The organism is Mitsuaria sp. GD03876 (genome assembly GCF_029840635.1).
Classification (GTDB): Bacteria; Pseudomonadota; Gammaproteobacteria; order Burkholderiales; family Burkholderiaceae_C; genus Roseateles.
Window position 1 is genome coordinate 34772 of record NZ_JAOCCU010000023.1, and the last position, 22237, is coordinate 57008.

General features: G+C 71.3%; 16 protein-coding genes. 8 read left to right on the top strand and 8 right to left on the bottom strand.

Going from position 1 to position 22237, the window contains the following annotated elements:
* Positions 1-52 precede the first annotated feature (52 nt).
* Positions 53-1165, top strand: a complete 1113-nt coding sequence (locus N5D62_RS15680) for an NAD(P)/FAD-dependent oxidoreductase (protein ID WP_279758780.1) — start codon at positions 53-55, stop codon at positions 1163-1165.
* Positions 1166-1272: 107 nt separating this feature from the next.
* Here N5D62_RS15680 and N5D62_RS15685 read toward each other — a convergent pair whose 3' ends face one another.
* Together N5D62_RS15685 and N5D62_RS15690 are read right to left on the bottom strand one after the other, a co-directional pair.
* Positions 1273-2319, bottom strand: a complete 1047-nt coding sequence (locus N5D62_RS15685) for a tripartite tricarboxylate transporter substrate binding protein (protein WP_279758781.1) — start codon at positions 2317-2319, stop codon at positions 1273-1275.
* Positions 2312-3232, bottom strand: a complete 921-nt coding sequence (locus N5D62_RS15690) for a LysR family transcriptional regulator (protein WP_279758782.1) — start codon at positions 3230-3232, stop codon at positions 2312-2314. Before N5D62_RS15690 ends, N5D62_RS15685 begins: the two co-directional genes overlap by 8 nt.
* 231 nt (positions 3233-3463) lie before the next feature.
* Here N5D62_RS15690 and N5D62_RS15695 point away from each other — a divergent pair, with 231 nt between their 5' ends.
* The 4 genes from N5D62_RS15695 to N5D62_RS15710 all read left to right on the top strand — a co-directional run bounded on the left by N5D62_RS15695 (position 3464) and on the right by N5D62_RS15710 (position 9484).
* Entirely contained in the window at positions 3464-4558 is a 1095-nt protein-coding gene (locus N5D62_RS15695; protein ID WP_279758783.1) for a porin, read from the top strand.
* Positions 4559-4595: 37 nt separating this feature from the next.
* A complete protein-coding gene (locus N5D62_RS15700) occupies positions 4596-5882 on the top strand; it encodes a PEP-CTERM sorting domain-containing protein (RefSeq protein WP_279758784.1) in 1287 nt (428 codons plus the stop codon).
* A gap of 110 nt (positions 5883-5992) precedes the next feature.
* Positions 5993-7387, top strand: coding sequence for a hypothetical protein (locus N5D62_RS15705; protein WP_279758844.1), 1395 nt, complete (start codon positions 5993-5995; stop codon positions 7385-7387).
* Between the two features lie 183 nt (positions 7388-7570).
* Complete coding sequence (locus N5D62_RS15710) at positions 7571-9484, top strand: amidohydrolase (RefSeq protein WP_279758845.1); 1914 nt, start codon at positions 7571-7573, stop codon at positions 9482-9484.
* A 22-nt stretch (positions 9485-9506) separates the two neighbouring features.
* Here N5D62_RS15710 and N5D62_RS15715 read toward each other — a convergent pair whose 3' ends face one another.
* Positions 9507-10139 carry a hypothetical protein gene (locus N5D62_RS15715; RefSeq protein ID WP_279758785.1) on the bottom strand — a complete coding sequence of 211 codons (633 nt, stop codon included), beginning with the start codon at positions 10137-10139 and terminating at the stop codon, positions 9507-9509.
* A gap of 266 nt (positions 10140-10405) precedes the next feature.
* Positions 10406-11272 carry an amidohydrolase family protein gene (locus N5D62_RS15720; protein ID WP_279758846.1) on the bottom strand — a complete coding sequence of 289 codons (867 nt, stop codon included), beginning with the start codon at positions 11270-11272 and terminating at the stop codon, positions 10406-10408.
* A 139-nt stretch (positions 11273-11411) separates the two neighbouring features.
* Here N5D62_RS15720 and N5D62_RS15725 point away from each other — a divergent pair, with 139 nt between their 5' ends.
* Positions 11412-11897: a hypothetical protein gene (locus N5D62_RS15725; RefSeq protein ID WP_279758786.1), complete on the top strand. Its 486-nt coding sequence runs from the start codon at positions 11412-11414 to the stop codon at positions 11895-11897.
* Positions 11898-11993: 96 nt separating this feature from the next.
* Here N5D62_RS15725 and N5D62_RS15730 read toward each other — a convergent pair whose 3' ends face one another.
* Positions 11994-13853, bottom strand: a complete 1860-nt coding sequence (locus N5D62_RS15730) for a glycoside hydrolase family 13 protein (RefSeq protein ID WP_279758787.1) — start codon at positions 13851-13853, stop codon at positions 11994-11996.
* A gap of 72 nt (positions 13854-13925) precedes the next feature.
* Complete coding sequence (locus N5D62_RS15735; RefSeq protein WP_279758788.1) at positions 13926-15731, bottom strand: alpha-amylase family glycosyl hydrolase; 1806 nt, start codon at positions 15729-15731, stop codon at positions 13926-13928.
* A 207-nt stretch (positions 15732-15938) separates the two neighbouring features.
* Here N5D62_RS15735 and N5D62_RS15740 point away from each other — a divergent pair, with 207 nt between their 5' ends.
* Positions 15939-18788, top strand: coding sequence for an alpha-1,6-glucosidase domain-containing protein (locus tag N5D62_RS15740; protein WP_279758789.1), 2850 nt, complete (start codon positions 15939-15941; stop codon positions 18786-18788).
* Positions 18789-18922: 134 nt separating this feature from the next.
* Positions 18923-20188, top strand: coding sequence for a tetratricopeptide repeat protein (locus N5D62_RS15745; protein ID WP_279758790.1), 1266 nt, complete (start codon positions 18923-18925; stop codon positions 20186-20188).
* Between the two features lie 79 nt (positions 20189-20267).
* Here the strand turns inward: N5D62_RS15745 and N5D62_RS15750 are convergent, their stop codons facing one another.
* Positions 20268-20630 carry a YkgJ family cysteine cluster protein gene (locus tag N5D62_RS15750; protein ID WP_279758791.1) on the bottom strand — a complete coding sequence of 121 codons (363 nt, stop codon included), beginning with the start codon at positions 20628-20630 and terminating at the stop codon, positions 20268-20270.
* 90 nt (positions 20631-20720) lie between these two features.
* Positions 20721-22235: a bifunctional serine/threonine-protein kinase/universal stress protein gene (locus N5D62_RS15755; protein ID WP_279758792.1), complete on the bottom strand. Its 1515-nt coding sequence runs from the start codon at positions 22233-22235 to the stop codon at positions 20721-20723.
* Positions 22236-22237: the final 2 nt, after the last annotated feature.

Below are 22237 nucleotides of genomic sequence, written 5' to 3' on the forward strand. Positions count from 1 at the left end.
TGCGGGTTCCCCGTAGCGATCGGGGGAAGGGCGCTCGGCACAATCGCCGCCCATGGATCAAGTCGATGCAGTGGTGATCGGGGCCGGCGTGGTCGGCCTCGCGGTGGGACGGGCGCTGGCGATGCGCGGCCTGGAGACGCTGGTGCTGGAGCGCGAGCACGCGATCGGCACCGGCGTGAGCTCGCGCAACAGCGAGGTCATCCATGCTGGCCTCTACTACCCGGCGGGCTCGCTGAAGGCGCGGCTGTGCGTGCGCGGCAAGCAACTGCTCTACGCGTTCTGCGAGTCGCATGGCGTCGCGCACCGGCGCTGCGGCAAGCTGGTGGTGGCGACCTCGCCGGAGCAGGTGGAGGGCCTGCGCGCGCTGCAGCGCAAGGCCGGCGTGAACGGCGTCGACGACCTGCGATGGCTCAGTCGCGAGGAAGCGATCGCGCTCGAGCCGCAGTTGCGATGCGAGGCGGCGCTGCTGTCGCCGTCGACCGGCATCGTCGACAGCCACGGGCTGATGCTGGCGCTGCAGGGCGATCTGGAACGGCATGGTGGCGCGGTCGCCTTCGGCGCGGCGGTGACGGCGGTGCGGCGCGATCGGGACAGCGGCGGCGACCGGCACGTCGTGACGACCGCCGACATGGACCTCGGCGCCCGGATCGTCGTCAACGCGGCGGGGCTGCATGCGCCACTCGTCGCCGCCGCGATCGACGGCCTGCCCACGCCGCCGGCCGCACGCTTTAGCAAGGGCTGCTACTTCGCGCTGCAGGGCCGGGCGCCGTTCTCGCGGCTGGTCTACCCGCTGCCGCAGGACGCGTGGCTCGGCGTGCACCTGACGCTGGACCTCGGCGGGCAGGCGCGCTTCGGGCCGGACGCGCAATGGTTGGATGTCGACCGCCCCGAGGACATCGACTACACCGTCGATCCCGCCCGCGCGGACGTCTTCTACGACGACGTGCGCCGCTACTGGCCGGCGCTGCCCGACGGCGCGTTGCAGCCCGCCTACAGCGGCGTGCGACCGAAGATCCACGCGCCGCATGAACCGGCGCCCGACTTTCGCGTCGACGGTCCCGCGCAGCATGGCGTGCCGGGGCTGGTCAACCTGATGGGCATCGAGTCGCCGGGCCTGACCAGCGCGCTGGCGATCGCGGAAGAGGTCGTCGAGCGCCTGGGCTGACGCACGCCGAGCTCGCCGCCGAACCGGCGCCGAACCGATGCCGAACCGATGCCGAACGCGGGTCTGGCGCCGCTTGTCGCGAGGGCGTCGCCCGAGCGCTCCGGCGCTCAGTCCGCCGGCACGCGCAGCGCGCGTTCGCGCTCCTTGGCGATGCGCGCGGCGAAGTCCGCCGCGCTGCCGCCGGTGGGCAGGTTGCTGACGTCCAGGATCTTCGAGCGGATCTCGGGTTGGCGCAACGCCTCGTTGACCACCGCGTTGATCAGCCGCAGCCGCTCCTCGGGCACGCCGCGCGGCGCGAACAGCCCGAAGGTCGACACCAGGTTCGCCTCCGGGAAGCCGAGTTCCGCCAGCGTCGGCACGTCGGGCAGCACCGGCAGCCGCACCGGCGAGCCGATCGCCAGCGCCTTGAGCCGGCCCTGCCGCACGAACTGCAGTTGCTGCGACGCGACGTTGGACGACAGCAGCTCGAACTGGCCGCCGATCGCGTCGGTGAGCTGCTGGCCGCCGCCCTTGTAGGGCACGTGGATGATGTCGACGCCGGCCGCGGCGCGGACCTGCGCCAGCACCATGTGGCCGACCGTCGCGTGGCCCGAGGTCGCCCAGCGCAGGCGACCCGGCGCGGCGCGCGCGGCTGCGATCGTCGCGGCGAAATCCCGCGGCTTGAACGACGGGTGCGCCAGCACCAGCACCGGCGTGTCCATGATGCTGACCACGGGCACGATGTCGCGCAGCGGTCCGTCGCCGCGCGCGGCCGGCGGCGTCGCGCTCGCCGGCGCCCCGGGCGCGAACACCAACGGCGAGATCGCGCAGTAGGCCAGCGCATGGCCGTCCGGCGCGGCGCGCGCGAGCGACTCCAGCGCCGTCAGGCCGCCGGCGCCGGCGCGGTTCTCGACGATCACCGGCACCTTCAGCCGCGCGCTCATGAACTGCGCCAGGCCGCGCGCGGTCTCGTCGCTGACGCCGCCGGGCGGGTAGGCGACGATCAGGTGGATCGGGCGCGACGGCCAGGGCTCCGCGCCAGACGCGGCCGCCTGCGCCCTGGCGCCGCCGGCGATCGCGGCGCCACCGAGGCCCGCCACCACGCGTGCGCCGGGCGCCGCGATCCTCGCGGCGATCGCGGCGGTGGCGACCCCCAGCAGCGCGCGCCTACGCATCGCGGTGCGCCATCGCGATGCGGCGGGCGAGGGCGAGGAAGGTCGCCATCGGTCCGTCCTGGTCGTGCGTGCGGTAGGCCAGCGTCAGCGGCGCCTCCAGCCGCGCGTGTTTCTCCATCGGCCGGAACACGATCGAATGCGCGTGCACGCCCCGCATCGACGCCGGCACCACGGTGATCCCGGCGCCGGCCGCGACCAGGTTGAGGTTCATCATCATCCGGTCGACCTCGATGAAGCTGCGCGGCTTGACGCCGTCGCGCTCGCACAGCGCCAGCAGGTTGGCGTAGAGGCCGGGCGCGCCGGGGCGGCGCACGAGGATCAGGTCCTCGTCCTCGAGCTCGGCCAGCGGCACCGGCGTCGTCGCCGCGCGCGGCACCGACGCGAGCCGGTGGTCCAGCGGCAGCGCCAGCAGCGCGGGCTCGGTCAACAGCGTCTCGAAGCTGATGCCCTCGGGCCGGGCGACCGGCACGCGCAGGAAACCGCAATGCAGCCGCGCCTTCACGATCGCCTCGATCAGTCCGGCGGCGTGGTTCTCGGTCATCGTCAGCGCGATGCCGGGATGTTCGCCGCGACAGGCGCGCAACACCGCCGGCGTGTAGGCATGCGCGGCCGCCGAGCTGGTGAAGCCGATCGCCAGCAGCCCGTGCTGGCCGCCGGCCAGGCGCTCCATGCGGTCGCGCATGTCGGCGTAGTCGCGCAGCAGGCGCCGGGCCTCGTCCAGGAACTGCCGCCCGCCGTCGGTCAGGCTCACGCCCTTCGGATGGCGATGCAGCAGCGCCAGGCCCAGCTCCTGTTCCAGCGTCTTGATCTGCTGGCTCAGCGGCGGCTGCTGCATCCCGAGCAACGCGGCGGCGCGGGTCATGTGGCCGGTCTCCGCGACCGTCACGAAGTAGCGCAGGTGTCGCAGGTCCATGTCTTGTCTCCAGGTCCGAAGGCTCGCCGCTGCCGTCCCCCGCCGAGGTGAGGAAAGCTACGTACGTCCCATATCGAAAACGTCTCGGACTCCGCGAATCAGTGTATTTGACGCTATGAATCGCCGTCTCTAAGGTCGGCCCCGGATCCCAAGAACCGTCCGAGAACGGTCCGGCGGTCAGTACGACGAACGGTCCCGGCGAGGACACGACAACAACCACACGGAGACAACGTGAAGCAGACGAATCGACTTTCGGGAGCCGCCTCGGCGGCGCGCGCGGCCCTGGCCTTGGGCGCGGCGTTGGGGGCGGCCGGCGCGCAGGCGCAGACGAGCAGCGTGCAGCTGTTCGGGCTGATGGACATCGGCGTGCAGGCGCTCAAGGCCAGCGGCACCGACACCCGCTACCTGGTCAACAGCGACGGCAACACCTCCAGCCGCTTCGGCGTGCGCGGCACCGAGGACCTGGGCGGCGGGCTCAAGGTCGGCTTCTGGCTGGAGTCGGCGGTGGCCGTCGACGACGGCACCAGCGGCGCGACCAGCACCAACAACAAGGACTCGGTCAGCGGCGGGCTGACCTGGGGCCGGCGCGCGACGGTGCAGGTCTCGGGCCACTGGGGCGAGTTGCGGCTGGGCCGCGACTACGTGCCCTCGTTCGGCAACCTGACGACGTCGATGCATCCGTTCGGCACCAACGGCGTGGGCAGCTCGGGGATCATGTTCTATCCGGTGCCCGCCAACGGCACGACGGCGCGGACCAACGTGCGGGCGTCCAACTCGATCGGCTACTTCACGCCCTCGGGCATCAACGGCTTCTACGGCCACGCGATGCTGGCGCTGGGCGAGCAGGGCGCCGGGCCGACGCGCAAGGACGGCCAGTTGACCGGCATTCGCATCGGCTGGCGCAACGAGACCTTCAACGGCTCGGCGGCGATCTCCAAGACCCGCTACGCCACCGGCGACTACACGCAGAGCAACGTCGGCATGTCCTACCAGTGGGGGCCGGCCAAGCTGATGGCGCTGTGGGGCCGCAACGAGGTCGGCATCACCAGCACCACCGCGACGATGCTGGGCACGCAGTGGCAGGTGTGGCCGCAGGGCGAGCTGCGCTTCGCCTACACCTGGCTCAAGGCGAAGAACGTCGCCAGCGACGCCACGCACATCGCCATCGGCTACGTGCACGACCTGTCCAAGCGCACCGCGCTGTACACCAACCTGGCCAAGGTGGACAACAAGGGCCGCGGCACGCGCTTCAACGTCGGCCTGGCGACGACGCAGCCCGGCGGCGACAGCGGCGGCTTCGAGGCCGGCGTCCGCCACAACTTCTGACACGCGCTTCAACCCCCAGCAACGAAGGAGCACGACCATGCCGTCCACCATGATGAAGTTTTCCTGGCGCCTGGCCGGCGCGGTCGCGCTCGCGGCCGCGGCGCTGGCGCCGTCCGGCGCGCGCGCCGAGGCCACGAAGATCCTGTTCGTCGGCAACAGCTACACGTTCGGCCGCATCGATCCGGTGATGAGCTACAACGCCGCCAACGTGCACGACCTCACCGCGTCGATGTACGCCACCAACCCGAGCGGCGCCAACGGCTTCGAGCCCCATCCCTGGGGCGGCGTCGCGGGCATCTTCAAGCAGTTCACCGTGCAGGTCGGGCTGGACTACGACGTGTCGATCTCGGCGCGCAACGCGGCCTCGCTGCGCGGGCAGTTCCTCAACACCAACAACGCCGGCTGGGATCTGCGGGGCAACATCGGCTCGCAGGCCTGGGACAAGGTGGTGCTGCAGGAGCAGAGCGACGAGCCGCTGACCAAGCAGGCCGGGCTGTCGTCCAACCCGGCCTACTTCAACACGTACACCAACCTGATCGAGAACTGGGTCCACCAGGGCAACGCGCTGAGCTACCGCGAGCGCGACCTGATCGGCGGCACCAACGCGAAGTGCGCCGAGATCACCGGCGCGTCGACCGGCACCTGCTCGCTGCTGCGCAACGTCGCGGCCAACGCCAATGCCAACGCGGCGGCCGACGTGTACCTGTACCAGACCTGGGCGCGACCCAACCTGGTCAACGCGCCCAGCACGACGGTGACCGACGAGAACACCGGCGAGATCATCCCGACCGGGCAGCCGGCGCCGTCGTTCTATCCGACGCTGCAGGCGATGACCGACGACCTGAAGCAGGCCTACGCGGCGGCGGCGCTGCTGGCGGGGGCGGACGGCTCGGGCGGCATCAAGGGGATCGCGCCGGTGGGCGAGGCCTTCATGCGGGCGATCGCCGCGGGCTTCGCGACGCCGGACATGTACGCGGCCAACGCGGCCACCGACGGCCTGCTGGACCTGTGGTTCGACGACGGCACCCATGCGAGCAAGTACGGCTCCTACCTGAGCGCGCTGACGCTGTTCGGCACGATCACCGGGCTCGATCCGTCGGTGCTCGGCTTCAACGAGATCGCCGCCCGCGACCTCGGCATCAGCGCGCGCGACGCGCTGCTGCTGCAACGCGTGGCGAGCGAACAGCTCGGCTTCGCCGCCGCGGTGCCGGAGCCAGGGTCGTTCGCGCTGGCCGGGCTGGGCGTGGCGATGTTGTGGATGTGGCGTCGCCGTCGCCACGAGCGCACGGCGACCGCGGGCGCGGTGCCCGCCATGCCGGCTTGACCGCCCTCGCGGACGAGCCGGATTCCTGAAGGGAGATGAGGATGACGATGAAGCAGGGCGCCGCGACTGGCGCCAGGAAGACACGCGCCGGAAAGACCGGTGACGGGAAGATGGGTGCCGGGAAGACGGGCGCGCTGGCGTTCGCCGCGGCGATGGCGCTCGGCGCGCTCGGCCTGATGGCCGGCACGTCGGCGGGCGCGAAGACGCCTGATGGCGCGAAGGCTCCGGAGGGCGCGAAGTTCGACATGGCGGCCGAGGCCGCGCCCGCGACGACGGCCTGCCCATCGGGCGTGGGCGAGGGCGCGCGCTGCCTGACGGGCCAGGACAGCGCGGGCGCGTTCTACATGATCGTGATGCCCAAGGCCTGGAACGGCGACCTGGTGGTGCATGCGCATGGCGGGCCGTTCCTTGGCGCGCCCACGCTCAAGCGGGTGACCGAGGACGTCGAGCGCTGGACCATCATGCCGAGGCTGGGTTACGCGTTCGCGGCGTCGAGTTACCGGCAGGGCGGCGTCGCGGTGACGGCCGCGGCGGAGGACAACGAGCGCCTGCGGCGGCTGTTCATCGACAAGGTCGCCAAGCCCAGGCACGTCTACCTGCACGGGCAGTCGTGGGGCGCGAGCGTCGCGGCCAAGGGCGCGGAGCTGTTCGCCGACGGCAAGCCGTACGACGCGGTGCTGCTGACCTCGGGCGTGCTGGGCGGCGGGACGCGCAGCTACGACTTCCGGCTCGACCTGCGGGTCGTCTACCAATCCCTGTGCCGCAACCACCCGCTGCCCAGCGAGCCGCAGTACCCGTTGAACATCGGGTTGCCGCTGGATTCGACGATGAAGCAGCACGACCTGGCCAAGCGCGTGGACGAGTGCCTCGGGCTGAACAAGCCGGCGGCGGAGCGCACGCCGGAGCAGGCAGCGAAGGTGAAGACGATCGTCGACGTGGTGCACATCCCGGAGCGCAGCATCCAGTCCCACCTGAACTGGGCGACCTGGCACTTCCAGGACATCGCGTTCAAGCGCACCGGCGGCGCGAGCCCGTTCGGCAATGTCGGCGCGGTGTACGCGGGTTCCGCCGACGACGCCGCGCTGAACGCCGGCGTCGCGCGCTACACGGCCGATCCGAAGGCGGTGGCGACCCTGTCGGCGGATGCGGACCTGGGCGGGCGGATTCCGGTGCCGGTGCTGACGGTCCACGCGATCCATGATCCGACGGCGATGGTGGAACTGCAGGAGAGCTTCGGCCGCACGATGGCCGCGGCCGGACGCGGCGACGCGCTGGTGCAGACCTTCACCGGCGACAAGGACCACAGCTACCTGAGCGATCCGACCTACGCGGCGCTGATGTCGGCGCTGTCGACCTGGGCGACGCAGGGAAAGAAACCGACGCCCGAGTCGATCGCCGCCGGCTGCGAGAAGGCCAGGGAGAAGCTGGGGCAGACCTGCCGTTTCGAGCCGAAGTACCAGGTCCAGCCGCTCGAGTCGCGGGTGGCGAAGCGGGATCGGCCCTGATCGTCCCCCGACGGTGTCCCCACTTTGGGAGAAGCCAATCCCCGCTTGGAGGGGAAGAATCGACGGCTCCGATCCAAGGAGCCTGCCATGTTCACCGACCTCATCCGCATCGGCCGCGAGGACGCGCCGCAAGGCAACCGCCGCGATTTCATGGAGGCCGCGGCCGCGCTCGGGCTGAGCGTGATGGCCGGGCCGGTGCTGGCGCAGGCGGGACAGGGCGGCGCGCCTGAGCTGATCCTGCGCAACGGCCGCGTCACGACGATGGATCCCGCCAGGCCCGAAGCCAGCGCCATCGCGCTGCGCGATGGTGTCGTGATGGCCGTCGGCACGGATGCCGAGATCGGCAGGCTCGCCGGCTCGAAGACCCGCATCGTCGACCTCGAGAAGCGCCGCGTGATCCCGGGCCTGACCGACTCCCACATGCACATCATCCGGGGCGGCCTCAACTTCAACATGGAGCTGCGCTGGGACGGCGTGCGCTCGCTCGGCGCGGCGCTGCTGATGCTCAAGGAGCAGGCGGCGCGCACGCCGGCGCCGCAGTGGGTCCGGGTCGTCGGCGGCTGGAACGAGTTCCAGTTCGACGAGAAGCGCATGCCGACGCTGGCCGAGCTCAACGCAGCCGCGCCCGACACGCCGGTGTTCGTGCTCAACCTCTACAACCAGGCCTTCCTGAACCGCGCGGCGCTGCGCGCGGTCGGCTACACGAAGGACACGCCGCAGCCCGCCGGCGCGATCATCGAGCGCGACGCGCGCGGCGAACCCACCGGGCTGCTGCTCGCCGAGCCGAACGCCTTCATCCTCTACAACACGCTGAACCTCGGCCCCAAGCTCGATCCGGAGCAGCAGCTCAACTCGACGCTGCACTTCATGCGCGAGGAGAACCGGCTCGGCGTGACCTCGGTGGGCGACGCCGGCGGCGGCTTCCAGAACTACCCGGACGACTACGCGATCATCGACAAGCTCGCCAAGGAAGGCCGGCTGACGGTGCGCATCGCCTACAACCTGTTCCCGCAGAAGGCGAAGCAGGAACTGGCCGACTTCCAGCGCTGGGCCCGCAGCGGGCGTCCTGGCGACGGCACCGACTTCTACAAGCTCAACGGCGCCGGCGAGATGCTGGCCTTCAGCGCGGCGGACTTCGAGGACTTCCTGGTGCCGCGGCCGGAGATGCCGGCGTCGATGGAAAGCGACCTGGAGGGCGTGGTGCGTTTCCTGGCCGGCAACGGCTGGCCCTGGCGCATGCACGCGACCTACAACGAGACGGTGTCGCGCAGCCTGGACGTGTTCGAGAAGGTCCATCGCGATCACCCGATCGACAAGCTCGGTTGGTTCTTCGACCACTGCGAGACGGTGACGCCGCAGAACCTGGAGCGGATCAAGCGCCTGGGCGGCGGCATCGCGGTGCAGAACCGGATGTCGATGCAAGGCGAGTACTTCATCCGGCGCTACGGGCTGAAGGCGACGGCGGAGACGCCGCCGGTCAAGCGGATGCTGGAGATGGGGCTGCCGGTGTCGCTGGGCACCGACGCGACGCGGGTGAACAGCTACAACCCGTGGCAGGCGCTGTACTGGCTGGTGTCGGGCCGCACGATCGGCGGCACGGTGCTGTATCCGGAGGAACGCCGGCTGGACCGCCTGGCCGCGCTGCGGCTGATGACGGCGGACGGGGCCTGGTTCTCGCGCGAGACCGGGAAGAAGGGCGTGCTCAAGGCCGGGGCGTTCGGCGACCTGGCGGTGCTGGACCGCGATTTCCTGACGGTGCCCGAGGACCAGATCCAGGACATCACCTCGGTGCTGACCGTGGTGGCGGGCAAGCCGGTGCATGGTAGCGGGGCCTACGCGGCGCTGGCGCCGGCGCTGCCGCCGGCGATGCCGGACTGGTCGCCGGTGCGCAGCTATGGCGGCTACCAGGCGCGCAAGGGCTCGACCTCGTCATCGACGAGCGACGCGGAACGCCGCTACCAGTACGCCGCGAGGTGCGGCTGCGCCAGCGCCTGCGGCGTGCACGGCCACGATCACGCGGCGGTGGCCAGCGCCGCGCGCGATGCGTCGGCGGCGCAGGCCTTCTGGGGCGCGATGGGGTGCAGTTGCTACGTGTGAGGGCGCTTCCGCAAGCGCGTCATCAGGGCGAAACCGTCATCCGTGTCTCGCCCGGCCTGAAGTGCCGCAGCAGCTTGCAATCGACGGGGGACGGATGGCAGAGACGGGCCGTGATCGACCGATCCGCTTCCGGGCTGAGCACGAGTTCGTGATCGTGTGGAGCGAAGCTGAGCAACGCCTTCTCGAGCGCGGGCCGGGGAAGGTCCGGCAGCCGTTCAGCGATCCAGTTCAGGTTGACGAGGTGGCCGCTCAGGAGTCCGCCGGGATCGAGCACGGGGACGCCGTCGTGGATCGATAGCGTGGCGCCCGCATGCAGCACCGGCGATTGGGACACCAGCGCGAGGTGGGTACAAGCGGTGCCGCAGCGGCCGCGCACGTCGACCTGGCGGAACGCCAGCGCGCGATCGAGGGATAGACGCGCATACAGCGGGTCGCCGCCGTCGACGTCTTCGAAGTGCACGGTGTCGATGCGCATGTGGGTCTCGAAGAGCCGCTCCAGGCGGCGGATGTCGGCGTCCTTGAGATGACCGTTCCGAATCCAGAGATCTCGATCCTGGATCGTGATGGACACCGAGGAGACGTTGAATGGCGCGAAGGCACGAACGACCAGGAGGATCGCCGTCAGGGCGATGACGAGCAGGACAGTGAGCTTCATGCCGGCAGTCTCCGGGCCGGCTACTCACGAGCGCCTTCAGGGTTTGCGTGACGAATCGCTTTCCCGATGAATTCGATGGGTGGAAGGCGTGGCACGCACTGACCATTGCAAGTGGGATGCGTCCATCGAATCGGCGATCCGCTTCGGACGGCCTTCGGGAATGTCCCAGGCGAATGGCGCATCGGCGCCACGGTCTCAATGACCCGACAAGACACTCCGCCTTGGAACCGAACGTCGAACGTCAGTACGCGTCTTCTGGCGCGCGGTCAGGGCGCGTCGGCGATCCCGAACAGCCTCGCCGCATTGCCCCAGGCGATCTTCCTCGCCGTGTCCGCGGGCAGGTCGCCGAGCCACGTCCGGTACGACGTCATCGTCGCGTCGTAGGCCTGCCAGCGCTGATTCACCCAGGTGTCGGAGCCGATGAGGAACCGGTCCGGATACTTCACGATCAGCGCCCGCCAGTCGGGGCAGAGCCGGCCGTCCTCGCAGGTCAGGCCGGGCCGGTAGGACAACTCGCCCATCAGCTTCGGGTACTTCGCGAGCAAGGCCGCCACGCGCTCGATCGGCGCGCCGTCGATGCCGGTGTGCGCCCAGATCAGCATCGCCTCGCGGCCCTTGCTGGGCGTCGCGTCCATCAGCAGCTCGATCGCCTCGTCGTCCACGTGCGCCAGCACGACCAGCGCCTTCTCTTCCGCGAGCGCCATCAGCTTGCGCGCCACCGGACCGCGTGCATTCGCGCTGTCGTAGAGGTGGAACTCGCCGATCCCGCGGTACGGGCCCGACGCGGTGCCGCGCGCCAACTCCTCCTGGACCATGCGATGGATGCTCTCGTCGCGGAACCAGTTGTCGTAGTCCGCTCGCGTGCGATAGAGCCGGATGAAGGGCACGACCGTCACGCCGGCGGCACGCGTCTCCGCCAGCGATGCCAAGGCGCGCGTGCCGTCGTTGGGACGCGAGTTCGACAGGATCGCCTTCACCCCGTTGCGCTTCATCCGCGCGAGCACGTCCGCCGGCGGATGCGGGCCCTCGCGGCCGTTCCAGGCTTCCTCGTTGTAGTGCAAGTGCGCGTCGAAGATCGGGCCCGTGTACTCTGCGGCTCGGACATCGCGCGCCGCAGCGAGGGACATCGCCATCGCGGCGAGGAACGGCAGCAGCAGACGCGGGGCAGGGCGCATGGGGAGCTCCGGGGCGGTCGGGTTTCGGCAGATTCTGCGCGGGAACCAGCCTTGCCCGCCACGGGCGACATCGCCAGTCGCCTCATGGAGTCTCGTCATGCCTCATTTCCCGCTCCGCAGCCTTCGCCCCGCCGATCTCATCCGTGAATCGCTGATCGCCGGCCTCGCCTCCGGGCTGCTCTCGGCCCTCGCCGTGTCCTGGGGAAGCCGCGCCGGCGGCCATCGCGCCGTGGCCGGCCTCAACGCACCCAGTCATTGGCTGTGGGGCGACGAGGCCCTGGCGTCCGACGAACTGAACCTGCGCCACACCGCCGTCGGCGTGACCACGCACCTGGGCTCGGCGCTGTTCTGGGGCAGCATTTACGCGCTGATGCGCGGCTGGCATCGCCGCCCGACGCCGGTCAACGCCGCCACCGACGCGATCACCCTCACGGGCGTCGCGCTCGTTACCGACTACCTGCTCGTGCCCAAGCGCCTGACGCCGGGCTTCGAGGCGCGGCTCACGCCGCCGCGCCTGGGTGTCGTCTACCTCGCGCTGGCCGGCGGGCTGCTGCTCGGCGCGTTGTGCAGCGAACGGGATTGACCAGGGCGTGACGGCCCGGGCCGTGGCCGTCCCGGCAACCGCGTGGCCGCCGCCGGCCTCAGCGGCCGTGGCGGCGGCATCGGTCGCGCGAAGGATTCACTCGATCGACAGCACGGTCACCGACCGCGCCGGCAGTTTCAGCGTCCGGCCCAGCGTGAGCCGTTCGCCCGACATCACGTCCAGCGCCGACTCGCCGCCGCGCAGCATCTCCGGGAAGCGCGCCAGGTCGAGCTCCCGCGCCTCGCGCGCCTTGTTCATCACCAGCATCACGCGCCGGCCAGCCAGGCCCTTGGCCGCGTCGTAGCGGAACAGCACATAGCTCTCGGCCATCGGCGCGTACTGCATCAGCGCGCCGTCATGCACCAGCCGCTCGCCCTTGCGCCAGTTCAGCAGGCGCTTGAGCCACGCCTGCGCGCCGGCCTGTCGCTCGCCCAGCCCCGCGCCGGTGAACGCGTTGACCGCGTCGCCGGCCCAGCCGCCGGGGAAGTCCGCCCGCACCGCGCCGTCGTCGCGGTGGCGCGGGCTGGTCATCAGGATCTCCGAGCCGTAGAAGAACTGCGGAATGCGCCGCACCACGCCCAGGTAAGCCCAGGCCATCTTCGTCAGGTCCAGGTCCTCGTGCAGGACGCTGTAGGTCCGCGGCGTGTCGTGGTTGCCCTCGAACAGCACCAGGTTGGCCGGGTCCGGATAGACGAAGTCGTGCGCCAGCGCCTCGTACAGCCGCGTGAAGCCGCCGTCGTGCGAGTCCGGCTGGTTCAGCCCCGCCAGCAGCGCCTCCTGCAACGGGAAGTCCATCAGGCTGGGCAGCGACGACACGTAGCCGTCGTGGTTGCGCTTGCCCGCCTGCCAGTACGACACCACCGCGGGATGCGGGCTCCACTCCTCGCCGACGATGTTGAGCCGCGGGTACTCGTCCTTGAGCCGCTTCGACCACGCGGCCAGGAAGTCCTTGTCCGAGTAGCTGTAGGTGTCCGTGCGCACGCCCGCCAGGCCGGCCGTCTCGATCCACCACAGGCTCATCTGCGTCAGGTAGGTCGCCACCAGCGGCTGGCGCTGGTTCAGGTCGGGCATGCCCGGGCTGAACCAGCCGTCGCTGAAGCGCTTGCGGTCGCTCGGCGCCGCGTACGGGTCCTGCAGCGACATCCGCGCGTGATGCGTCTCGGTGTACTGGGGCCAGGTATTGACCCAGTCCGCCGTCGGCAGGTCCGACATCCATGCGTGATGCCCGCCGATGTGGTTCAGCACGATGTCCTGGATCAGGCCCAGCCCATGGCGCTTGGCCTCGGCGGACAGGCGCACGTAGTCGGCGTTGGTGCCGAAGCGCGGATCGATCTTGTAGAAGTCGGTCGCGCCGTAGCCGTGATAACTCCACTGCGGGCTGTCGTTCACCGACAGCGGCGTCGGCCACAGCATCGTGAAGCCCATCGCCGCGATGTAGTCCAGGTGCGCCGTCAGGCCCGCCAGGTCGCCGCCGTGCCGGCCGCCCGGGTCGTCGCGGCGCAGGCCCTCGGCCATGCCGGGCACCTCGTCGTTGCCGGGGTCGCCGTTGGCGAAACGGTCCGGCACCACCAGGTAGATCGCGTCCTTCGGCCCGAAGCTCTCGCGCTGCGCCGATCCCGGCGCGCGCTCGCGCAGCGGGTAGCGGTGCTCGGCGACGAGCTGGCCGTCACGCTTGAAGCGCAGCGTCAGCGTGCCGGGCCGGGCGGTGGGCAGGAGACGCAGGTCGACGAACAGGTAATTCGGGCTGTCCCCGCGCCGCGTGCCCGCCAGCGCCACGCCGGGCACCGGGTCGAGCTCGATCTGCAGCGCGCCGATGCCGGCGCCGTGCAGCATCAGCTGCAGTTCGGGCGACTTCATGCCGACCCACCAGTCCGGCGGCTCGACGCGGTCGATCGTCACCGCGGCGGTGGAGGAGACGGGAGCGGCCGTCGCGGCGGCGGCGGGAGTGTGCGTCATGACGAGAAGGCTCAAGGCGAGGGAAACGAGGGGCAGCGGAAGGCGGGTCAGGGCGGTCATCCTGCACGGCCTTCAGCGAAGACGGAAGACCTGCACCGACTGCGGCGCGACGGTCAGCATCAGGCGGCCCCGCGCGTCGACGACCGGTGCCGCCCCGCGCGACGCGCCCTTGGCGGGGACTGCGCTCGCGGCGGCAGCGCCGACTGTACGGTCCGTGCCGACCGCGCCACCCGTGGCGGCGGCGGTCGAGGCGGCGTGCAGCACGCGCAGCCGCGCCTTCGGCGGCAGCCCGGGCAGTGCGATGTCCGCCGCCTGCTGCCCATAGTTGATGACGACCAGCACGCGCTGGCCCTGGAAGACGCGCTGGAAGCTCAGCACGCGGCCTTGCGCGAGCGGCGCCTCGTAGCGGCCGCGGGCGATCGCCGGCTGGCTGTTGCGCAGCGCCAGCATCGCCTTGTAGAAGTTCAGCAGCGAGCCCGGATCGGCCGCCTGCGCCCGCGCGTTGTGCGTGGCGATGTTGGGCGAGATCGGCCGGAACGGCGTGCCGCCGGAGAAGCCGCCGGCGTCGGCGGTCCAGCTCATCGGCGCGCGCAGCGGCGCGTCGCCGGGCAGGCCTGGCACGCCGGCCTGGCCGATCTCCTCGCCGTAGTAGAGGAAGGGCGTGCCCGGCAGCAGCAGGTAGGTCGCGGCGGCCAGCTTGTAGCGCGCCTCGTCGCCGTCGAACTGGTCCCACGGCCGCTTGCCCGCGAAGATGTCGTGATTGCTCAGCATCGTCGCCATCGACAGCGGCGACTCGGCGAAGAACCGCGCGACCTGCGCCACGGCCTCGTCCGCGCCGTCGCCGCCCTTGGCCGCGTCGATCACCGCGCGCTCCAGCCCGAAGGCGAACGCGCTGCCGCACAGGTCCTGGCGCGTGTAGACCTTGGGCTCCGCGGTCGCCTCGCAGACGACGAAACGATGCGGATAGCGCTTGATCTGCCGCGTGAACCAGCCGGTCAGCGCGCGGCTCTCGGGCTGGTCGTTCCAATCCTTGGCGTTGTTCTCGATCAGGTGCGGCACCGCGTCGAGCCGGTAGCCGTCCAGCCCGCGGTTGAGCCAGAAGCGCAGGTTGTCGGCGTGGTACTTCACCACCGCCGGGTTGCGCATGTCGAAGTCCGGCATGTGCGGCCCGAACGTGGCGAAGTAGCGCGGCGTGCCGGCCGGCGCGTCGGGCTTGGGCGGGGCGCTCGCGCCTTCGGCGACCTCGGGCACTTCCTCGCCGGGCAGGTACCACGGCGTCTTGCCCCAGATGTCCCAGTCCTTGAGCGCGGGCAGGGGCTCGGTCGTCCACACGAACCAGTCGCGCCAGGGGCTCGCCGGATCGGACACCGCGGAGCGGAACAGCGGGTGCTCCCGCGCGCCGTGGTTGATCACGTAGTCCATCACCACGCCGATGCCGCGCCGGTGGGCCTCGCGGATCAATGCGTCGAAATCGGCCAGCGTGCCGTATTGCGGCTCGATGGCGCGGTAGTCCGTCGTCGCGTAGCCGTGGTCGCGGTCGGCGCTGGCGGTGATCGGCATCAGCCAGATTCCCTTGATGCCGAGGTCCTTCAGGTAGTCCAGCCGCTGGGTCACGCCGCGCAGGTCGCCGATGCCGTCGCCGTCGCTGTCCTGGAAACCGCGGACGAAGATCTCCATGAACGCGCCGTGCTGCCAGCCCTCCGGCAGCGTGCCGCGGCCGCGGACCTCGGGCACCGGGGACAGGTCGACCGGCGCGGCGACGCGGGCCGCCGCCGCGGTGGGCGCGACGCTCGCCGCGTCGGCGGGGCGGCCGGCGGCCAGCGCGGCCGTCCCGCTCAGGACGGCCAGCAGGGCGGCGACGGTCGGGCGGTGAGTCATCTCACGGTCTCCAGATTTTGTTCTGTAGCAAAAGTACAAAAGCGGCCAGAGTCTCCGAAAGCCGCCGCGCCGCAGCATAGAAGGAATGACCTATGAAGGGAAGTCCTGATCGTTCGGCGATGTAGTTTTGCTACTATCCAAAACCAATCAGCGGTGACGACCCCGGTCGGCGCCGAACTCGAAAAACAACACTTCGTTGGAGACCCGATGGGCCCGCGTTCGACCTCGTCCCGACCCTGGCCGTTGATGGCCGCGCTGATCCTTGGCGGACTGGTCGCGCAGCCGGCGGCGGCCGGCCCGGCGGGGGCCTCAAGCCTCTCAAGCGCCTCGAGCCCCTCGAGCTCCTCAGGCCCCTCAGGCTCCTCAGGCTCCTCGGGCGACGCGGACGCGTCGCTCGCCGCCTGCGTGGCCGAGCTGGCGACGATGCTGGCGGCGCAGTCGGCCACGCTCACCGTGACGCAGCCGTCGCCCCAGCCGGTGTGGCTCGACGCCCGCCGGCTGCGCTGGCCGGGCGTCACGCTGGCGGCGGGGGAGGTCGTGCGCCTGCATCACGCCGCGACGGGCGCGCTGAGCCTCTCGCAGGGGCGGCTCGCCGGCGCGGACCGCAGCGTGACGCTGGTGCCGTCGACCCAGCCGCTGACCGGCGAGCTCGCCGCGAAGACCGCCTACCTGGGCGCAGGCGCGGAACTCGCGCTGCCGGACGCCGGCGCGCCGGGGGAGGTGGCCGCGCTGCATCGGGGGCAAACGCTGCTCACCGTCGAGGATGCGCAAGGGCGGGTGCTGCGCTGGAGCGCGGCGCAGGCGGCGCTGGCGCTCGACGAGCTGTACGCCGCTGCCGAGAACGAGCCGGCACTCGGCGTGGCGCTGACGCCCAAGGGCGCCGCCTTCAAGCTGTGGGCGCCGACGGCCGACCGCGTCGAGCTGTGCGCCTACGACGGCCCCGACAGCGCCGCCCGCGCGCGCTTGCCGCTGACCCGCGACGACGCGACCGGCATCTGGGCGGCGCAGGCGACCGGCGTGCCGGCCGGTGCGTACTACCGCTACCTGGTCGAGGTCTTCGTCCCCGGCCTGGGCCGCGTCCGCAACCTGGTGACCGACCCGTACTCGGTGAGCCTGTCGGCGGACTCCGCGCGCAGCTACGTCGCCGATCTCGGCGAGTCGCGCCTGAAGCCGCCCGGCTGGGACGCGAGCCGCATCCCGGATCGGGTGAAGACGCCGACCGACATGGTCATCTACGAGCTGCACGTGCGCGACTTCTCGCGCGACGACCGCAGCGTGCCGGCCGCGATGCGGGGCAAGTACCTGGCCTTCACGCAATCGCAGTCGCAAGGCATGCGCCATCTGCGCGCGCTGGGGGCCGCGGGCCTGACGGACGTGCACCTGCTGCCGGTGTTCGACTTCTCCTCGGTGTCCGAGCGGACCTGCGCCAGCCCGGGCTCGGTGCAGGCGATCGGCGAGCGCAGCTGCTTCAACTGGGGCTACGACCCCTTCCACTACACGGCGCCGGAAGGCAGCTACGCCAGCGACGCCAACGACGGCGCGGTGCGCGTGCGGGAGCTGCGCGCGATGGTGATGGGCCTGCATGCCGCCGGCCTGCGCGTGGGCATGGACGTGGTCTACAACCACACCAGCGCGTCCGGCCAGGCCCCGCATTCGGTGCTGGACCGCATCGTGCCGGGTTACTACCAGCGGCTGGACGCGGCCGGCAAGGTCGAGCAGTCCACCTGCTGCGACAACACCGCCACCGAGCACCGGATGATGGGCAAGCTGCTCGTCGACTCGGTGCTCACCTGGGCGCGGGCGTACAAGATCGCCTCCTTCCGCTTCGACCTGATGGGCCACCAGCCGCGCGCGGTGATGGAGCAGCTGCAGGCGCGGCTCAAGCGCGAGCTGGGCCGCGAGGTGCAGTTGATCGGCGAGGGCTGGAACTTCGGCGAGGTCGCCAACAGCCGGCGCTTCGTGCAGGCGTCCCAGCTGTCGCTCAACGGCACAGGCATCGGCACCTTCAGCGACCGCGGCCGCGACGCGGTGCGCGGGGGCTCGGCCGGGGATTCGATCGCCGACACCATCGACAACAAGGGCTTCGTGGTCCCGCTGGCGGCGGAGCAGGCCGGCCAGGGCGGCGCCCCGGGCGGTGCGGCGCGCCGCGAGGAGCTGCTGCGCCAGGGCGACCTGCTCAAGCTGGCGATGGCGGGCACGCTGCGCGGGTATGCGTTCCAGACCGCCGACGGCCGTCGCGTCACCGGCGAGCAGCTGCCGTACGGCGACCAGCCCGGCGGCTACGCGTCGGTGCCGGCCGAGGTCGTCAACTACGTCGAGAACCACGACAACATGACGCTGTTCGACGCGCTGATGGCCAAGCTGCCGCGCGACACCAGCGACACGGACCGCGCCCGCACGCAGGCGGTGGCGCTGGGCATCAATGCGCTGAGCCAGGGCATCGCCTACTTCCATGCCGGGGGCGAACTGCTGCGGTCCAAGTCGATGGACCGGAACAGCTACGACTCGGGCGACCGGTTCAACCGGCTGGACTGGAGCCTGCAGGACAACGGCTTCGGCGAAGGGATGCCGTGGTCGGCCTATCAAGGGGTGACGCACCTGGGCCCGTCGTCGGCGTATCACGGGCTGATGGACCCGTCGCGCAAGCCCTGGCCGAGCGTGATCGCCTGGACGAGCCGGGTGTTCCTCGACCAGCTGCGCCTGCGCGCCAGCACGCCGTTGTTCCGGATGGCGGATCCGGCGGAGATCCAGCGCCGGCTGGTGTTCCACAACACCGGGCCGGGGCAGGTGCCTGGGGTGATCGTCGGGCGGATCGATGGCCAGGGAAGGGCGGACGCGGTGTTCGACCGCGTGCTGTTCGTCGTCAACGCCGGGGCGGCGCCGGTCGCGCTGAGCCTGCCCGCCGAGGCCGGCTTCGCCTGGCGGCTGCATCCGGTGCAGCGCGCGGCCGGCGCCGCGGACCGCGTCGTGCGCGAGCAGGCGAGGGCGGACGGCGCGCGAGGCGACTTCCGGGTGCCGGCGCGCAGCGTGGTCGTGTTCGTCGTCGAGCGGCGCTGAGGGTCGTCGCAGGCGCTCGCCACCCCGATTCGCGCCTCGTAAGACCCCTTCCGTCGCGCCGCCGTGCGCGGGCCGCCCGGCGGGACTAGCATCCCATTCCAGCGGCCCTGTCAGAGGCCGCGTTGGAGACGGTCATGGGAACGACGACCCCCGCGTTCGACGCGGCGCCCGCCCGGCGGGCTTCCATCCATTCGGCCTGGCTGGGTGCCGCGCTGGCGGTCCTGGCCGCGCTCGCCGCCTCGGGCTGCGCCCCGATGCCCGAGGTGCCGCCCCGCATGGACACCGCGCCGCTGATCCACGACGAGCTCTTCCCGCCCAGCCCCGACGTCATCGACCCCGACAAGGTGATCTCGTTGACGCCGCAGATGCGCGAGTTCCTGCACCGCAAGATCCCCAACGCCACCTCGCGCACCACGCTGCTGCTGGACTCGCGCGACATGCGCCACACGCTGCTGGACGCGCTCTACACCCGCGGCGAGCTGCAGCTGCAGTACGACGCCGAGACCACCCGCACCGCCGCCGAGGCCTTCGACGCCAAGGCCGGCAACTGCCTGTCGCTGGCGATGATGACCGCTGCCTTCGCGCGCGAGATGGACATGCCCTTCGTCTTCCGCCAGATCTACGACGAGGAGCAGTGGAGCCGCGTCGGCGACCTGCAGGTGGTCTCCAATCACGTCAACATCGCGCTGGGCCGGCGCAAGAACCAGTTCCTGGTGCTGGGCACCGAGGACCCGTCGCTGGTCGTGGACTTCCTGCCCGGCGCGCAGATCTCGCGCCAGCGCGCGATGCCGCTGGACGAGCGCATGGTCGTGGCGATGTACATGAACAACCGCGCCGCCGAGGTGATGGCGCAGGGCCAGCTGGCGCGCGCCTACTGGTGGGCCCGCGCCGCCTGGCTGCACGAGCCGCGGCTGCTGACGGCGCTCAACACGCTGGGCGTGATCTACCGCCGCCACGGCGACACCGCGCTGGCCGAGCGCGCCTTCCGCGGCGTGCTCGCGCGCGAGCCGGCCAACGTGCAGGCGATGGCCAACCTGGCGCAGGCGTTGCGCTTCCAGGGCCGCGTCGAGGAAGCGCAGCGCTTCGAGACCCGGCTGGCGGAACTCCAGCCCTATCCGCCGTTCAAGTTCTTCGACCTCGGCGTCGCCGCGATGAAGGCCGGCGAGTACGCCAAGGCTCGCGACCTGTTCGCCAAGGAGATCGACCGCTCCGCCTACTACCACGAGTTCCACTTCTGGATGGCGCTGGCCAACGTCGGCCTCGGGCGCTGGGACGTCGTGCGCGACGAGCTCAACAAGGCCGAGGAGTACAGCGTCACCACCGGCCAGCGCCAGCTCTACGCGGCCAAGCTCGACAGCCTGAAGGCGAAGATGGAGAAGACCTCGGTGAAGGTCCGCTGAAGGTCCGTTGATGGCCTGCTGATGGCCTGCTGATGGCCCGCTGATGGTCCGCTGACGGTCCGACGAGGCGGCCGGGCCGTCAGCGCGCGGGGAAGGCGATCGGCGCCTCGAGCGGCGGCAGGCCGTGGCGCGCGCGGGCCCGCGTGCAGGCCTCGTCGCCCAGCCCCAGCGGCGCGCGCATGCCGAATTCACGGCACGGCGACGGCCGCCACTCGTAGATGCCACAGCCGGCACGTTCGCCGACCCGGCCTTGCAGCGCCGCGCAACGCGGCTTCGCATGGTCGGTGCCGCGCATCCGGCAGGTCGAGCCGGTGACCTCGACCGCCAGTCCGTCCGGCACGCTGCCGCCCTCGCTCAGCAGTTCATGGCGCGAGAAGTCGACGCGGAAGCTCGCGCAGCAGGCACCGCAACGGGTGCAGGGGTTGTCGGCGAAGGCGGACATGGCGGGCAGGCGGGGCAGGGAACGAAGGAGGGCGGAAAGGGCAGGAAGACGCTGGAAGACGCGAGCGGCGGGCGGATTCGCGCCGCGGGCTCAGCTCGACGCGGACGGGCTGATCAGCGTGTCGTCCTCGGGCGGCGCGTCGGGCAGCACCGGCTCGCGCACGACGGTGACGGTGCAGGCGCATTGCGACACCACCTGCGCCGACACGCTGCCCAGGTAGCGCCGCATCATCGAGCTGGCGCGCGCGCCCATCACGACATGGTCGACGCCGGTCTTGGCGGCGAACTCGATCAACGCGTCGGCGGCGTCCGGCGCCTCCAGCACGTGGAAGGTCAGCCGGCCGTCCTCCAGCGCCAGTTCGCGCGTCATCGGATGCGCCCAGTTCTTCAGCGCGATGAGCTGCTGCACATGGTGGCTGCGGCCCTGCGCGTCGGTCAGCTCGTCCATGCCGATGCGGTTGGTGCGCATCACGCCGACGCAGGCCAGCCGCGCGCCGGGTTCGGTCTGCATCAGGCGGCGCACCACCTCGCGCAGTGCCTCGAGCAGCGCCGGCGTCGCGCCCTGGACGTCGACGGCGGCCATGATCACCGGGCTGCGCGCGACCTGCGCGCCGACGGAGGCGGGCGCGCGTGGTTCCTCGCCCATCGCCAGGAACCAGCGCTTGAAGCGCCGCACCATGCCGCTGCGCTGCAGCTTGTGCGCGCGCGCCGTCAGCGGCACGGCGTCTGGCCGCTGCAGGTCCAGCGCCAGCTGCGCGGCGCTCTGGTAGCGGCGTTCGGCGCGGACCTCCAGGCAGTGCAGCACGATCTCCTGGAACCAGGGCGGCAGCTCGGGCCGGATCGCGCGCGGCGGGATCGGGTCGACGTACAGGCGCCGGCGCAGCTGCCGCACCGAGGTCGGCTGGCCGAACGGGCGCTCGCCCGTCGACAGGTGATAGAGCATCACGCCCAGCGCGAACAGGTCGCTGCGCGGGTCGTTGCGCACGAACTGGACCTGCTCGGGCGACATGTACGGCCCGGTGCCCATCGGCAGCGAGAACTCCTCCTCGAGCAGGTCGGGCAGGAAGTCGTGGCGCGACAGGCCGAAGTCCACCAGCACCACCGAGCCGTCCTTGCGCAGCAGGATGTTGCTGGGCTTGATGTCCAGGTGCACCAGGTGCTGGCGATGCAGGTCGGTCAGCGCGTGCGCGACCTGGATGCCGATCTCCACGACCTCCACCAGCGGCAGCGGTGCCTGGTCCAGGCGCGGGCGCAGGCTTTCGCCCTCGATGCGCTCCATGACGATGTAGGCCTGGCGGCGCCAGTCGCCGCGCGCGACGAAGCGCGGCACGTGCGCGCCCTTGAGCGCGGGCATCAGCATCTGCTCGACCTCGAAGCCGACGATCGTGGCCGGGTCCTCGCCGCCCTTGATGCGGGGGACCTTCATGATCAGCGGGAAGTCCTCGCCGGGCAGCGGCACCTCGCGCCGCACCTGCCACAGGTTGGCCATGCCGCCCTGGTGCAGCCGCGCCTCCAGGACGAAGCCGTCCAGCACCTGGCCGGGTTGCAGCGGCGTGGTGACGGGCGAGGCGGGCGGGGCGGCGTGCGGCGGGGCGGCGTCGTTCATCG